Here is a 16750-nt window from a genome sequence, read left to right on the forward strand (position 1 = left end):
TAATTAGTCATGATGCAAGGCATCACTAGGTTCCATTTTGATCACTTTTTTAGCTGGAATAAAGGTGGCGACTAATACCATAAATATAATCAAAATTGGCACACCAAACATACCGAGTAAGTAGCTCGTTTCGCTGATCACTATGGTGTCTGTCATTATGCTCGTTAACAGTAACGATAAGCCAATGCCGATGGTAAGTCCAATGATTAGCTGCATAGCCGCTTGATTCATAAACATATTTATAATCTTACCGTCTGGAGAACCAAGGGCTCTTCGTATTCCTATTTCTTGAGTTCGCTGAGTAATACTATTCGCTGCCATGGCATATATACCGCTCGCCGCTAGGAATGCTGCAATGACACCACAAAATAGAAATATCTGGCTTACGGATAACATTAATAACATAGGTTGTTTTATTAAGTCGTCATAACTTTGAATATGGTAAATACCAATATCAGGGTCAACTCGGTTAACCGCATCCATTAATGAGGCTTGCGCCGCCACATAACGACCATTGTAATGGATAGCCACACTCATGCGCATAGGCCCCCAGGAATCAACTAAACTATAAGTATTATAAGCTGCACTCGATGAACGCATTGTCGAACCATGAAACGTATCGGACACAACACCAATAATTGTTGACCAGTCACCAGGTTCACGGTTTCTATGAACTCTTCTCACTCGGTGGCCGACAGCATCGCCGTCTGGAAAAAAGTCCTCTGCAATTGATTGATTGATGATAAAACTGCGAGCATCAGGGTCTCTATCACGATGATCAAAATCTCTACCAGCGATCATTTCCATACCGATAGCATGCCAAGAGTCTTTCACCACACCTTCATTATTACTGTAAGGGTTTTCGTTATATACCGCAGCTGGACGACCTTCTATTTCGAAGTAACTAGTGCCTTCACCTCGTCCTGGTAACTCGCTCATCATAGCAACCGCATCGACATTGGGCATAACTTCTAAAGCAGACTTTAATTTATATAAGACTTCACTGCGCGCTAGTCTGTCTTGAAATTCAAACTCGGTATTACGTCTGATTGGATATTTTTCTGGTGAAATTTGAATTTGAGCCGTTAAACGTTTGTCCGTATCAACACCGTAGTCAGCCACACCTGCCGAATAACCCGTGACGAGCAATATAGTTGCTATCACTAAAACCACGCATGACAGTAAAATTTCTGAAATCACCAAAACCTTACCTGCATTAGCCGCTTTTTTACTTATTGAACCTCGAGTACCGTCGCGTATTACTGCATTAAAATCACCTGATAATGAACGGATTGCTGGGATCAGACCGGTGATGATGATCATTAATACAACCGAACAAAGTAATAACATATAAGCACTGTTATCTAACGACAGTTGCCACCAAAATGGTTTATCTCCCTGTACACTGAAGTTTTGTTGTAATACAGCGTTACTGACCTCTAAGCCATAAGCTGCAAACAAAATGGCCAACACCCCACCTGTAATACAAATAAATATACTTTCCCATAACATTTGCATAATCAGACGCTTGCGAGGAATACCTAATGCGACCCGAATGGCAACTTCTTTTAAGCGTTCGTTTACCCGAGCCAATAACAAATTACTTACGTTGATACAGGCTAACAACAAAATTAAGAACACAACAACAAACAGCGCAATAAACACATTATAATATTGGATAATACTGGCATGTTTATAAGGCATTACGGTGAGATAAACATCATTGGTCAAGCGCCAAATAAAGTCTTTCTTTAACTCTGGAATAATATTTTTATTAAACGTCGTCACCGCATCTTCAACTTGGCTAAAACTAACACCAGGCTTTAATCGAGCCATTCCATAAACACTACGGCCAGAGGCTTCGATTGGAGACAGGTATCCTTCACCTAAACTGCTTAAAGGTTGCCATATCTGAGCAAATTGTGGGAACGCAAACCCTTCAGGCATAACCCCTATGATACGAGAAGGCATAGCATCTAAAGGAACCATTTGGCCAATAATATTATCATCGCCATCAAAATCGCGTTGCCACGCTTGATAACTAAGAACAAATACTGATTCAGCACCGTTATGGAAATCTTCTGGAGTAAATCCTCGACCTTTGATTGGCTGGACACCGGCTAATTCAAAAGCATTCCAACTTACATAAGTGGCGTTATATTTACGAGCTATAGCCAGCTTTGCATTGCTGGAATTAGCGCCACCGGCAAATGTCGTTCCTTCAAGATAAAAACCTAACTGTTCAAATAAGCCAGACTGTTTATCTAACAACTGTAAATGATATGGGTCAGGACGTTGGCGGAATTGGTGGTTGTAATCAAATCCGGCTTCGATGGCCACTATTTCAGTATCACCATTAAGTGTCATTGGTTTAAACACTAAGTTATTTAAAATTGAATAGGCGTAGATGGTTAAACCCAATCCAATGGCGACAATTAATATGGTTAGCGCAGTGAATATCGGCTTTTTAAGCAGCATTCTTGCGGTATATTTTAACTCAATTGCAATTGACATAATTATTCCCCTAGCCTTTATACACTAATGGCGGCAGTGTTATCGTTAACAGTATCTGCAACAATTTTTCCGTCAAAAACTTCAATAGTTCGTTGTGCTCTACTCGCGCCACGAGGGTCATGTGTCACCATACAAATGGTTGAACCCTCTTGATGTAACTGATCTAAAAGGTTCATTACCGCTTGTGCATTTTTGGAATCTAAATTACCGGTTGGTTCATCCGCTAGAATAATAGATGGGTTACCTGCAATCGCTCTTGCTACAGCAACTCGCTGTTGTTGACCACCTGAAAGTTGTGAAGGAAAATGATTGGCTCTATGGGACATATCCACTTTGGTCAACGCATCTAATACCATCTGTTTACGTTGCTCTTTACTAATGTCTTTACGATAAGTTAATGGCAATTCAACATTTTCTGACACGGTTAGGTCACTGATCAAATTAAATGCCTGAAATATAAAGCCTATTTTTTCGTTTCTAATGGCGGCTCGTTCATCACGATCTAAGTTTGAAACATCGTGTCCGGCTAAGTGATACTCGCCAGCGGTTGCGTTATCAAGCAGGCCTAATAGAGATAACAAGGTTGATTTACCACAGCCTGACGGGCCTGAAATTGAGATATATTCGCCTTTATTTACCACTAAGTTGATTTCGTTTAGTGCATACGTTTCAACGTCATCGGTGTAAAATATTTTTTGTAGATTATTGAGTTTAACTAATGTGCTCTTGTTATTTGTAGTCATAGTGTTCCCTTAATTTAATTTTACTTGTTGATGATCATCCCACGAGGAGATGTCTGAAACGACAATGCGATCCCCTGCTGATAATCCATTTTTTATTTCTATATGAGTGTTAGATACTTGGCCGAATTCAACGTCGGTTAAATTGGCAATACTGGTTATTTCATCGAACGAAAATACGGTAGAGTGAGAAGATTGTTTGGCAAACATAGGTCGTTTTACAAATAACACATCTGATAGTTTAGCTATTTCAATGATGCCGTCGACCGAAAGTTCTGGCCTTGCTTCTTTTGGGATCTCGCCAATAAGTTCAACATCAACTTGTACCGAGCCATTATTTACTGAAGGTTCTATACGTTTAACGATGCCATCAACTTTATTCGCTTTAGTGTCAATTACCACATGCTGACCTAAGCTAACATTACTTACTTGTTGCTCTGGTACACGAAGTTCTGCTAAGAATTCTCCGCTTTTTGCTAATCGAGCTAAATTACTCCCCGCATTAACTTGTTGACCGAGTTCCAATGGCATTTCTTGTACTATGCTGTCGATACTGGCACGAACAATAAGTCCATCTACTTGAGATTGCATACGAGCGACAATTCGCTGCATACGCGTTAACCTGGCTAAAAATGCCTTCTTTTGTGCCGCTACATTTTCTTGGCGTTTTATCAGACGTTTCTGTTCTAACATCCAACGTTCATTAAACTGTTCCACATCAATCTTAATTTCTTCATGCTCAACCACAGAAACCGCAACAAACCCTTGAGCCAATAAGCTTTTTTGCGCATTTAATGTCAACAAAGCACGTTCATAGTTAAGCCTGCTATTGATTACTAATGTTTCTTGATCTAATAAGTGTGACTCTAATGAGACTTGATCGGCATGTAGCTGCGCTTGCATCTCCTCAAGCTCCCACTGCCGTTCTTCCAATTGTTGCACTAACTCAGGATTACTTAGCTCCATCAATACATCACCAGCTTTGACTTGGGCTCCTGATTTAGCGTGTATCGCTTCTACACGACCGTTTACATTAGTTGCTACCCAACGTATGTCTTTTGGTACTAACACGCCTATACCGCGCACTGACACTTCAAAAGTACCACGCTGTACTGTGTCTAATAACAATGAGTCTTTATCCGCGATAAAACTACTTGGATTTGAATTGGCTAATTGCCAAAACATCCCTATTCCCGCCAATAACACTACCGCGATTAGGCTAAACTTTTTGTTATTATTTTTTGTTTTCTTACGAACGATATCCATCTAACTTGAACCCTAACAACTACCACTGTAATTAGTAATTTGCAGATGTGATGCCAATAAATATTATTGTATTAAAACAGACACTTACGTAAATTCATTGCAAATTACCATGTTAAACATCCCATTAATGGAACATGAAATTTATGTCTGTATTTCGAAATCGAAACATTGGCAAGGTAAGCTGACTTTCTGATGAGTGAGCAGATTAGTTTAGTAAAAGGATTTGGTAGAAAAATTAATGGGAGAATTTACAGGCACAAAAAAAGGCTCCTAAGAGCCTTTTCAATACATATGTACTATTACATATTAATTTGTATATCGGCGTTGGCTTTTAAAGCATCGATATACGCTTTAGAAGTTATACGACTAACTAATGATTCAACTTGTTGTTTAGTTGTATTTTCAACTGCATCGTCTGTAGATTTTAATGCCACTGAATCTAAAGAGATAACAACGGCGTCGCCATTGTTCAATGTAACACTCGTTAACTCTTTAGTGCCTTCAGACGGCTTTGCTAATGCAAATACTGCGTCTCTTACAGTAACATCAACTGAAGTTTCATAACGGCCAATATTATCTTGACGTTCAATATTCAATCCTAGACTAGACAAAGCTTCGCCAGCGTTTAATTTAGTTAAAATATCTTGCGCTTTAGTGTCCGCTAAGTCCTTAGCTTTTTGTGCAACAACTGCAGCCGTTACTTCATTGATAACGTCATCTAACGATTGCTGTTTAGCCGCTTCGTATTCGTTAACACGAACGATCACTGACTTTTCGTCAGATAATTCAATTAATTCGCTATTTAATCCTTCGTTGATAAAGTCTTCATCAAATAACTTACTCGTTACTTTTTGATCATTTAAAACGGCTGGTAATTGACCACGAGGCAATAAACCTGTTGTTTGTAATTTAACACCTGATACTTCAGCTGCGTCTACTAATGAGTCTGCAATTTCAAATGAAGTTTCAACCGCTTTAGTTTGCACATCTAAATAAATTTCAGTGATTTTGTTTTGTTTTAAAGACGCTAAAATATCAGCTTTAACTTCTGCTAATGGTTGTACAATAGCTGCTTTAAAATCTGTTAATTTAATTAAATGAAAACCAAAATCAGTTTCTACGATGTCAGTCACATCGCCAACCTTGTTAAGTGTTAATACTGCTTCATCAAAAGCCGCATCCATTACACCTGTACCAACCCATTCAAGATCACCGCCATTTTCAGCGCTGAAAGTATCTGCAGAATATTGTTTTGCTAATTCAGCAAAGTCTTTACCTGCATTAAGTTCCGTCTGAACTTCAACTAACTTAGCTTTAGCCGCTGTCGCATCGTCACCGGTTTCAATTAAAATATGTGATAAACGACGTTGTTCTTCTTGCGTATACATAGCAATACTTTCGTTATAATACGTTTCAATTTCTTGGTCAGAAACATCAATATCAGCAGTTAGCTCTGCAACATCAATAACTAAGTACTCAACAGCCACTTTAGGTTGTGTTTGGAATCGATATTTATTGGCGTTATAAAAAGAGTCAAGTTCAGCTTGTTCAGGCTTAATACTTGGTCTTAAACCTGCAGCAGAAATAGTAACCATGTCAAAGCTACGGATTTGATCCGCTAAGGTTTGGTATGCTTTTTCTTCACTTGGTAGGATAAATTCAGAACCTGATACCGCACCGACATATTGCGTTCGGCTCATTTGTTCGCGAATGTACTCTCTGAATTCATTTGGTTGGAAACCCGCTTGGCGTAACAAAGCAATATAACGGTCGTTATTAAATTGGCCCGCTTGTTGGAATTCTGGCATTTCACGGATAGCGTTACGAATTTGATCGTCGCCAACACGTACGCCTAGATTATCGGCTTCTTGTCGTTGTAATTCTTCAACAACTAAACGATCTAAAATGCTTCTTCTAAAGTTAGCAACATAGTTATCGTCTAACATTAACTGTTCAACCATGTCACCAAACTGAGACTTCATTCTAGCGCGCTCGTTTTGATAAGACTGTTCAAAAGCAGCTTGTCCTATTTCTACATCATTAACAACGGCCAGTGTTGTATCTGCTTGGCTGTTGATATAGCTACCTATACCACTTACGGCAAACGTTAATATAACTAAACCTAAAATGGATTTTGCAACGATTCCTTGAGAACCTTCTCTGATTCTTTCTAGCATTATTACTTCTCTTTGCTGAATTTGAGTTCTAAAATTGGGCGATATTGTACAACAATTTATAAAAAAAGCGCATCTATTAGATGCGCTTTAAGAAATTTAAACAATTTATTGGCGGAACGGACGAGACTCGAACTCGCGACCCCCGGCGTGACAGGCCGGTATTCTAACCAACTGAACTACCGCTCCTTAAATAAATATATTACTTGTTACATGCGTCTTTTAAAGCTTTACCAGCTTTAAATGATGGAACATTTGCAGCAGCAATCTCGATTGAAGCACCAGTTTGTGGGTTACGGCCTGTGCGAGCTGCGCGCTCACGTACAGCAAACGTACCAAAACCAACTAAAGCTACAGAATCACCATCTTTAAGAGCACCAGTTACTGATTCAATGAAAGAGTCTAGAGCGCGACCAGCAGAAGCTTTAGAAATGTCTGCGCCTTCAGCGATTTTTTCGATTAATTGAGACTTGTTCACAATGTCATCCCCTATTTGTTTTTATAATTTTTAGTTTAAAAATTTAACCAACTAAAATATTTAATTGGATAAGTTGCCGTCAGCAAAACTACTTCAGACTCCTTTAGATTACAGGGGGTAAGGCGTACCTAACCCTCCTCGCCCCAATAAACTAGCACAGTTCATATTTTTGAAAAGCCTTTTTTTCAAAAAAACTGTTTTTTTTCATTTTATGCGCAATTTTCAGTCGAAATTCGCTCCAAAGGCTGACTTAAAGCGACTTCTAGCACATCGTCAATCCATTTTACTGGAATAATTTTTAAGTCTTTTTTCACGTTCTCTGGGATCTCTTCCAGGTCTCGTTCATTCTCATGCGGGATTAAAACGGTTTTAATGCCACCACGATGAGCAGCAAGTAACTTCTCTTTTAATCCGCCAATGGCCAACACTTCACCACGTAACGTAATTTCACCTGTCATGGCCACGTCTGCCTTAACAGGATTACCCGTTAAACTAGAAACTAAAGACGTCACCATAGCAATACCTGCACTTGGTCCATCTTTAGGTGTAGCCCCTTCTGGAACATGGATATGAATATCACGCTTTTCATGGAAGTCTGAGTTAATACGTAACCCTTCAGCACGGCTCTTAACAACCGTCATCGCTGCCTGAATCGACTCTTTCATTACGTCGCCCAATGAACCGGTATAAACTAACTTACCTTTTCCTGGTACGGTTGCACACTCAATCGTTAATAAATCACCACCGACTTGTGTCCAAGCTAAACCAGTTACTTGACCGACTCTATCGTCTTCATCTGCTTTACCATAGTCACAACGGCGTACACCTAGATATTCGGATAAGTTTTTGCCGGTCACTTCAACAGATTTTACGTCTTTTTTGGTTAAAATCTCAGTCACGACTTTTCGGCATATTTTCGAAATTTCACGTTCTAAACTACGAACACCCGCTTCACGTGTGTAATAACGAACTATATCTATAATCGCACTATCATCGATGACGATTTCGTTCGCTTTTAAGCCATTACGTTGTTTTTGTTTTTCAAGTAAGTGGTGTTTAGCAATGTTTAATTTTTCATCTTCGGTATAACCAGCAAGACGAATTACTTCCATACGGTCTAATAAAGGCCCAGGAATATCCATGCTGTTGGAAGTTGCCACAAACATGATGTCAGATAAATCGTAATCGACTTCTAAGTAGTGGTCGTTAAACGCCATATTTTGTTCTGGGTCTAACACTTCTAACAAAGCTGATGACGGATCACCGCGCATGTCTGAACTCATCTTGTCAATTTCATCTAACAAGAACAGTGGGTTTTTAACGCCTACCTTTGACATTTTTTGAATGATTTTGCCTGGCATAGAACCAATATACGTACGACGATGACCGCGAATTTCGGCTTCATCTCTTACACCACCTAAAGCCATACGAACGTATTTACGTCCTGTTGCTTTTGCAATTGATTGACCTAGTGATGTTTTACCAACACCTGGAGGTCCAACTAAACAAAGAATAGGCCCTTTTAATTTACTGGTACGTTGTTGTACCGCTAAGTACTCTGTAATACGTTCTTTTACTTTGTCTAATCCAAAGTGGTCGGCATCTAAAATATCTTGTGCTTTGTTTAAGTCTTTTTTAACTTTTGAACGTTTTTTCCAAGGAACATTTGTCATCCATTCAATATAACTACGAACAACGGTTGCTTCTGCCGACATGGTCGACATCATTTTTAATTTTTTAAGCTCAGCTTTGGTTTTTGCTTCCGCTTCTTCTGGCATAGCCGCTTCTTCAATTTTCTGCTCTAACGCTTCAAATTCGTCCACACCATCTTCGGTTTCGCCTAATTCTTTTTGAATGGCTTTCATTTGCTCATTCAAATAATATTCGCGTTGGCTTTTTTCCATTTGTTTTTTAACGCGACTGCGGATCTTTTTCTCTACTTGCAGTAAATCAATTTCACCTTCCATCAACGCCATTAAGTACTCAACACGTTCACGAACATCTTCGATTTCTAACGCTTTTTGTTTTTCTTCAACTTTCAATGGCATATGTGATGCCATGGTATCTGCCAATCTATCAGCGTCATCAATACCAGATACTGAAGTTAATACCTCAGGTGGGATTTTTTTATTTAATTTGATGTAACCTTCGAATTGGCTTATCGCAGAGCGTATAAGAACTTCTTGTTCCTTCTCATCACCTACAACTGGTGTAATGATCTCGATATTCGCTTCGAAGTACTTTTCAATTTCAGTGAACTCTACAATTTTAGCTCGTTCAGTCCCTTCCACTAGTACTTTTACAGTGCCATCAGGTAACTTTAATAATTGTAAAATGGTCGCAATCGTGCCGACGTCATACATGTCCTCTACTTTAGGATCATCATTAGTCGGGTCCTGTTGGGCGACTAAAAATATCTTTTTGTCTTTTTCCATCGCTTGTTCTAAACAAGCAATTGATTTTTCTCGGCCAACAAAAAGCGGAATTACCATGTGCGGATATACCACAACGTCCCTTAAGGCTAAAACGGGGATATTTGAAGTTGCTGCGTCTTGCGTCATATCGTTAATTTCTCTAGGTTTTTTAATCGCTGATTTTTAGTATATGGGGAGAGTATTGCAAAGTTCAATTGCTCAAAATAAAAAAGGAGTCAATTGACTCCTTTTTAATCGATTTATATCTATTCTTGTGCGGCTTTTGACTGCACATTATCATAAATTAATATTGGGTCAGACTCACCGTCAATGGCAGAACCATCGATTACCACTTTAGAAACATTTTCTAACGATGGTAATTCAAACATAGTATCTAACAAGACAGCTTCAATAATTGATCGAAGTCCACGAGCACCCGTTTTTCTGTTCATTGCTTTTTTGGCAATGGCAGCCAATGCATCTTCTCTAAACTCTAACTCTACGCCTTCTAATTCAAATAAGGCAGCGTATTGTTTTGTTAGTGCATTTTTAGGTTCGCTTAAGATTTGAATTAATGCATCTAAATCTAATTCCGTTAACGTTGCAACTACAGGTAGACGGCCAATAAATTCTGGAATTAAACCATACTTAACTAAATCTTCAGGTTCCACATCTTGGAAATGTTGAGATAATGTCTTTTCATCACTCGGAGATTTAACTTCAGCGCCAAATCCTATAGCAGTTCCAGTTTCTGAACGTGCGGCGACAACTTTATCAAGACCAGCAAACGCACCACCACAGATAAACAAGATTTTAGAAGTATCGACTTGTAAAAACTCTTGCTGTGGATGTTTACGGCCTCCTTGAGGTGGTATTGATGCAACCGTACCTTCAATTAATTTTAGTAGCGCTTGTTGAACACCTTCACCAGAAACATCACGTGTTATAGATGGATTATCCGCTTTACGCGAAATCTTATCTATCTCATCGATATAAACGATACCACGTTGTGCTTTTTCTACATCGTAGTCGCATTTTTGTAGTAACTTTTGAATGATATTTTCTACATCTTCACCAACATAACCGGCTTCAGTTAATGTTGTTGCATCTGCCATAGTGAATGGAACATCTAAAAGACGAGCTAACGTTTCTGCCAATAATGTTTTACCACTACCAGTAGGCCCTATAAGCAAAATATTACTTTTACCTAACTCAACTTCCATATCAGCATTCATATTCTTTAGACGTTTATAGTGGTTATAAACGGCTACTGAAAGTACCTTTTTGGCATGCTTTTGGCCAATCACGTAATCATCTAGATGATCACGAATATCCATTGGTGTGGGTAGAGAAGACGAATCACGCTTTGGAGAAATTTCTTTTATCTCTTCACGAATAATATCGTTGCATAGATCTACACATTCATCACACACATAAACAGAAGGTCCAGCAATTAGTTTTCTAACTTCATGCTGACTCTTACCGCAAAATGAACAATACAGTAATTTATTGTCGTTATCTGTCGGTTCTGACATAACGTCACCTCACTTTGCTAAATGACTGCCTACATTAGAGGCAGCTTAATCAATATAATATTGTATCGGTTAAAAGCTTAACTTATTTAGCTTATCTATTGGTTAAAATAGAATCTACTAAACCATACTCAACGGCCATTTCTGCAGTTAAGAAGTTATCACGGTCTGTATCAACACATAATTTCTCATATGGTTGGCCCGTATGTTCTGCCATTAATCGATTTAATTTTTCTTTAATAGATAGAATTTCTTTGGCATGTATTTCAAAATCAGATGCTTGCCCTTGAAATCCGCCTAACGGTTGATGGATCATCACGCGTGAATTTGGTAAACATTGACGTTTGCCTTTTGTTCCACCTGATAATAAAAATGCACCCATGCTAGCAGCTTGTCCCATACATACCGTTGCTATGTCTGGCTTTATAAAATTCATAGTGTCGTAAATCGACATACCCGCAGTGACTGAACCACCTGGTGAATTAATATAAATAGAAATATCTTTTTCAGGGTTTTCTGATTCTAAGAATAATAATTGAGCACAAATCAAATTAGCCATGTGGTCTTCAACTTGACCAGTTAAAAAGATCACTCGTTCTTTTAAAAGACGTGAAAAAATATCGTAAGAACGCTCACCTTTTGCTGTTTGCTCAACAACCATAGGTACTAGCGCATTTAATAAGTCAGTGTTTATTCCACCCGCCACATTATTTGTGTGGTTAATCATATTATTTTCCTTAAAAACAAAAATGGCTCGATAATATATATCGAGCCATTAAAACCTGTCTTCAACCCCTAAGTCAATTGGGATTTTGCATTAAGCAGCTTGAGGGTTCATTAATTCATCAAAGCTTAATGTTTTATCTGTTACTTTCGCTTTTTCAAGGATCAATTCAATTGCTTGATCTTCAGTTGCTAAGTTACGGATATTCTCAAGTAATTGCTCATTATTGTAATAATGTTCAATAACTTCTGCTGGATCTTCGTATGCAGAAGCTTGAGTTTCAATAATTTCTTTAACTTTCGCATCGTCAGCTTTAATTTCATTAGTACGAATAAATTCGCCTAATAACAATCCAGTGCGAACACGATCTTTAGCTTGTTGTTCAAACAATTCAGCTGGAAGCTCTGGCATGTTAGCTGCGTCAACTTGACCGCCAAAACGTTGCATAGCTTGTTGACGAAGGTTAGTCACTTCTTGATCTACTAGCGCTTTAGGAACTTCTAGCTCGTTCGCTTCTAATAAACCTTTAATCACTTGCTCTTTAACTTTAGCTTTTAATTGCTGACCAAGTTCACGAGACATGTTGTTTTTAACTTCAGTTTTAAGTGCATCAACACCGCCTTCTGAAATTCCAAATTTAACTACGAATTCGTCGTTTAATTCAGGTAACTCTTGAACTTCAACTTTATTGATAGTGATTTCAAATTCAGCTTCTTTGCCTTTTAACGCTTCTGAATGATAATCAGCTGGGAAAGAAACATTGATAGTGAATGATTTCTTCGCTGCTTTTTTACCAATAAGACCGTCTTCAAAACCAGGGATCATACGACCAGCACCAAGTTCTAAATCGAAACCTTCAGCTTTTCCGCCTTCAAATAATTCGCCATCGATTTTACCAACAAAATCAATGTTTACACGATGACCTTCTTTAGCTTGAACTTTCTTTTCAGTCCAAGTGGCTTGTTGCTTACGCAACGTTTCCATCATGTTTTCTAAATCTTTATCTGTTACTTCAGCAACTGGGCGTTCTACTTTAATATCTTCGATATTATTAACAGAAACTTCTGGGAATGTTTCAAACGTAGCTGTGAATACTAAATCTTGACCACGAGCAATTGTTTTAGGTTCAAAGAAAGGCGCGCCCGCTGGGTTTACTTTTTCTTGAATAATTGCCTGAATATAATTCTGTTGCATCTCTTCTTGAGCAACTTCAGAAAATACTGACTGACCAAAACGTTTTTCGATCACAGATGCTGGAACTTTACCTTTACGGAAGCCATCGATTCGAGTTGTTTTACTTACTTCACGTAAACGTTTTTTTACTGACTCTTCAATTTTGTCTGAAGGAACTGTAATTGTAATACGACGTTCTAAACCTTGAGTCGTTTCTAAAGAAACCTGCATTTTATACCTCAATTAATTAACTAATGGCCTGTCTTAAAAGATACCTATGGTATTTATTTATTTTTAACGGCTCAATTCATGTTCTTAAAATAACGGCGCATTATAGCCATGTCTTTTTAAATCGTCCATGTTAAACCACTAATTTTGGTTCAATTAATAGGCAAACAAACGAAATATAAGGATATTTATAAGAATTGAATGATAAATGGGGAGTATTTCTGAATTTTTTAAGATGGTCGGTGTTGCAGGATTCGAACCTGCGACCCCTTCGACCCAAACGAAGTGCGCTACCAAGCTGCGCTAAACACCGACTATACTTAAAAAAATGGTGCGGAAGGAGAGACTTGAACTCTCACACCTTGCGATACTGGAACCTAAATCCAGCGCGTCTACCAATTCCGCCACTTCCGCAGAAAAGAGTGGGGTGACTGATGGGACTTGAACCCACGACAACCGGAATCACAATCCGGGGCTCTACCAACTGAGCTACAATCACCACTATAAAACTGTTACACGAGGTATGGCGCACCCGGTAGGATTCGAACCTACGACCGACGCCTTAGAAGGGCGTTGCTCTATCCAGCTGAGCTACGGGCGCATAACCTACGGGCATATATCAAAGTTATCAAAATGGTCGGTGTTGCAGGATTCGAACCTGCGACCCCTTCGACCCAAACGAAGTGCGCTACCAAGCTGCGCTAAACACCGACTTTGAATCTTTGAGAACTTACTGCCTCGCGACAGGGCGGCATATTACGGACATCCCCATTTGCAGTCAAACCTTTTTTTAAAGATTTTATTCAACTGCTGCTTTTTACAGCAAAAGAATATAAAACAAACAGAGTTTGTATTTTTGTTAATCATAAATTAGATAATTCAGATATTAACGTTAGATTTTATTTGCTTGGCTATAAAAAGGCCATGCGTATATTAATTAAAAAAGATACAATTACCCTACTCCCGGTTATCTATTATGAGTTATTTATGACGGCAAAATTAATTGATGGTAAAGCCATCGCACAAACAGTGAGAGATAAAGTACGAACAGGTGTTAATGCACGCGTACAAGCAGGCAGACGAGCCCCTGGTCTCGCTGTTGTATTAGTAGGACAAGATCCTGCCTCTCAGGTATATGTAGGAAATAAGAAAAAAGCCTGCGATGAAGTCGGTTTTGTATCACGCTCTTATGATTTGCCAGACACTACATCTGAACAAGAGTTAATTACACTTATAGATGAGTTAAATAACGATAATGAAATAGACGGTATATTGGTACAGTTGCCGTTACCTCACGGATTAAATGCAGAAACCATTCTAGAGCGTATTCACCCGCATAAAGACGTAGACGGTTTCCACCCATATAATATTGGCAGACTTGCACAAAGAATGCCTGCATTACGCCCTTGCACGCCTAAAGGTATCATGACCTTATTGGATTACACTCAATTAAATTTAAAAGGCATGCACGCCGTTGTTGTAGGTGCTTCAAATATAGTTGGTCGACCTATGTCATTAGAATTGTTATTGGCCGGTTGTACTACAACGGTATGCCATAAGTTCACTAAAGACTTAGAGCAACAAGTAAAACGTGCAGACATTCTTGTCGTTGCCGTTGGTAAACCAGAATTTATCCCAGGCAATTGGATTAAAGAGAATGCGATTGTTATTGATGTAGGTATCAACCGATTAGATAACGGTAAATTGGTTGGCGATGTTCAATTTGACGTAGCTAAAGAAAATGCTCGTTGGATCACACCGGTACCAGGTGGAGTTGGCCCAATGACCGTAGCATCACTGGTTGAAAATACTTTAGAGGCTTGTGAAAAATTCCACAGTTAATTTAAACTGAATATCCATGATCAAAGCCAGTTTATTTAACTGGCTTTTTTATGTCCTGGCATTAACTCTATAGTTAATGCCAGGACAGTTAGTGTCCGGCACAAAAAAGGCTGTTATTAAACAGCCTTATAGATTTCGTAACTTACTATTAGGTTACTCGTCGTTATGTAACTCTAATCCCATTTCTAATGGTAACGATTTAGATTTTTTCGCATTATCTTTACGCGCGGACTCTAAGCTTTCTAAATAAGCTTGATCTATATCGTTAGTAATATAATTACCATCAAATACAGACGTTTCAAAATGAGTTAACGACTCATTATCACCTTTTACTGCAGTAATTAAATCGTCTAATGATTGGAAGATTAATTCATCTGCACCAATCATTTCAGCAATTTCATTTACTTCACGACCATGAGCTATTAATTCATTAACCGATGGCATATCAATACCATATACATTTGGGAATCTAATCTCTGGTGCAGCGGATGCAAAGTACACTTTTTTAGCGCCGGCATCTCTTGCCATTTCAATGATCTGCTCAGAGGTAGTACCGCGAACAACAGAATCATCAACCAATAAAACATTTTTACCTTTAAACTCGACTTCAATGGTATTTAATTTACGGCGAACTGATTTTTTACGCTGTGCTTGACCAGGCATGATGAATGTACGACCAACATAGCGGTTTTTAACAAACCCTTGACGATATGGTAGTTGCAATTCGTTCGCTATTTCTAAAGCGATATCACAGCTCGTTTCAGGAACAGGAATAACCACATCAATGTCCAGATCAGCCCATTCACGTTTGATTTTAAGACCAAGCTGTTCTCCCATACGAACACGAGAACCATAAACTGAAACATCATTTAAAGTTGAGTCTGGACGTGCAAAGTAAACATATTCGAAAATACATGGAACACATTTAGCACCTTCAAAACATTGTTTTGTATGAAGCTCACCTGCTTCAGTGATATAAATGGCTTCACCTGGTGCGACATCTCTAACTAATTTGAAACCGTCGATATCTAAGGCAACACTTTCTGATGCCACCATATATTCAACGCCTTGCTCAGTTTCGCGCTGGCCTAGCACTAAAGGACGAATACCGTTAGGGTCTCTGAATGCTAATAGACCATGACCGATGATCACAGAAACAACAGCATAGGCACCACGAATATGTTTATGAACGCGTTTTACCGCACTAAATACATCATCAGCACTCAATTCCATTAACTTTGATTCACACAACTCGTGAGCTAATACGTTAAGTAATAATTCTGAGTCTGAAGTAGTATTGATATGGCGACGAGCGTCTTTGAATAAGCTTTCTCTTAACTCAGTTGCGTTTGTTAGGTTGCCGTTGTGAGCTAGTGCAATACCAAAAGGAGAGTTAACATAAAAAGGTTGGGCTTCCGCAGAACTAGAGCTACCGGCTGTAGGATAACGTACATGCCCTATTCCCATATTCCCTTGTAAGCGTTGCATATGACGTTCTTGGAATACATCACGTACTAAGCCGTTGGCTTTACGTAATCTAAAACGTCCTTCATCTATAGTGACTATTCCCGCGGCATCCTGACCACGATGCTGTAAAACAGTTAATCCATCATAAATAATTTGATTAACAGGCGATTTACCAACGATACCAACGATACCACACAT

11 protein-coding genes and 6 tRNA genes are annotated in these 16750 nt (G+C 38.7%); 1 reads left to right on the forward strand and 16 read right to left on the reverse strand.

Annotated features, from left to right (window positions below; translation table 11 throughout):
* Window positions 1-3: 3 nt before the first annotated feature.
* The 15 genes from KO505_RS05305 to KO505_RS05375 all read right to left on the reverse strand — a co-directional run bounded on the left by KO505_RS05305 (window position 4) and on the right by KO505_RS05375 (window position 13954).
* Complete coding sequence (locus KO505_RS05305) at window positions 4-2514, reverse strand: FtsX-like permease family protein (RefSeq protein ID WP_216054418.1); 2511 nt, start codon at window positions 2512-2514, stop codon at window positions 4-6.
* A 17-nt stretch (window positions 2515-2531) separates the two neighbouring features.
* Window positions 2532-3257 carry an ABC transporter ATP-binding protein gene (locus tag KO505_RS05310; protein ID WP_216054419.1) on the reverse strand — a complete coding sequence of 242 codons (726 nt, stop codon included), beginning with the start codon at window positions 3255-3257 and terminating at the stop codon, window positions 2532-2534.
* A 9-nt stretch (window positions 3258-3266) separates the two neighbouring features.
* Window positions 3267-4520: an efflux RND transporter periplasmic adaptor subunit gene (locus KO505_RS05315; protein WP_216054420.1), complete on the reverse strand. Its 1254-nt coding sequence runs from the start codon at window positions 4518-4520 to the stop codon at window positions 3267-3269.
* Between the two features lie 299 nt (window positions 4521-4819).
* Window positions 4820-6697: a SurA N-terminal domain-containing protein gene (locus KO505_RS05320; RefSeq protein ID WP_216054421.1), complete on the reverse strand. Its 1878-nt coding sequence runs from the start codon at window positions 6695-6697 to the stop codon at window positions 4820-4822.
* A gap of 109 nt (window positions 6698-6806) precedes the next feature.
* A tRNA-Asp gene (locus KO505_RS05325) sits at window positions 6807-6883 on the reverse strand.
* Between the two features lie 13 nt (window positions 6884-6896).
* The gene (hupB, locus tag KO505_RS05330) at window positions 6897-7172 is read right to left on the reverse strand and encodes a nucleoid-associated protein HU-beta (protein ID WP_216054422.1); all 276 of its coding nucleotides are present in this window, start codon (window positions 7170-7172) and stop codon (window positions 6897-6899) included.
* A 209-nt stretch (window positions 7173-7381) separates the two neighbouring features.
* Window positions 7382-9733 (reverse strand): endopeptidase La, encoded by a 2352-nt coding sequence (gene lon / locus KO505_RS05335; protein WP_216054423.1) that lies wholly within the window; start codon window positions 9731-9733, stop codon window positions 7382-7384.
* A 119-nt stretch (window positions 9734-9852) separates the two neighbouring features.
* Window positions 9853-11121 (reverse strand): ATP-dependent protease ATP-binding subunit ClpX, encoded by a 1269-nt coding sequence (gene clpX / locus KO505_RS05340; protein ID WP_216054424.1) that lies wholly within the window; start codon window positions 11119-11121, stop codon window positions 9853-9855.
* A gap of 91 nt (window positions 11122-11212) precedes the next feature.
* The gene (clpP, locus tag KO505_RS05345; RefSeq protein WP_216054425.1) at window positions 11213-11845 is read right to left on the reverse strand and encodes an ATP-dependent Clp endopeptidase proteolytic subunit ClpP; all 633 of its coding nucleotides are present in this window, start codon (window positions 11843-11845) and stop codon (window positions 11213-11215) included.
* A gap of 90 nt (window positions 11846-11935) precedes the next feature.
* Window positions 11936-13246, reverse strand: a complete 1311-nt coding sequence (tig, locus tag KO505_RS05350; protein WP_216054426.1) for a trigger factor — start codon at window positions 13244-13246, stop codon at window positions 11936-11938.
* A 233-nt stretch (window positions 13247-13479) separates the two neighbouring features.
* Window positions 13480-13556, reverse strand: a tRNA-Pro gene (locus KO505_RS05355).
* Window positions 13557-13572: 16 nt separating this feature from the next.
* Window positions 13573-13657, reverse strand: a tRNA-Leu gene (locus tag KO505_RS05360).
* 9 nt (window positions 13658-13666) lie between these two features.
* A tRNA-His gene (locus tag KO505_RS05365) sits at window positions 13667-13742 on the reverse strand.
* 25 nt (window positions 13743-13767) lie between these two features.
* Window positions 13768-13844, reverse strand: a tRNA-Arg gene (locus KO505_RS05370).
* A 33-nt stretch (window positions 13845-13877) separates the two neighbouring features.
* A tRNA-Pro gene (locus KO505_RS05375) sits at window positions 13878-13954 on the reverse strand.
* A gap of 276 nt (window positions 13955-14230) precedes the next feature.
* Here KO505_RS05375 and folD point away from each other — a divergent pair.
* On the forward strand, window positions 14231-15085 hold the full coding sequence (gene folD / locus KO505_RS05380) for a bifunctional methylenetetrahydrofolate dehydrogenase/methenyltetrahydrofolate cyclohydrolase FolD (protein WP_216054427.1): 855 nt from the start codon (window positions 14231-14233) through the stop codon (window positions 15083-15085).
* 153 nt (window positions 15086-15238) lie between these two features.
* Here the strand turns inward: folD and purF are convergent, their stop codons facing one another.
* Window positions 15239-16750 (reverse strand): amidophosphoribosyltransferase, encoded by a 1512-nt coding sequence (gene purF, locus KO505_RS05385; protein ID WP_216054428.1) that lies wholly within the window; start codon window positions 16748-16750, stop codon window positions 15239-15241.

This window comes from Psychrosphaera sp. F3M07 (assembly GCF_018860345.1).
In the GTDB taxonomy this organism is placed as follows: Bacteria; Pseudomonadota; Gammaproteobacteria; order Enterobacterales; family Alteromonadaceae; genus Psychrosphaera; species Psychrosphaera aquimarina.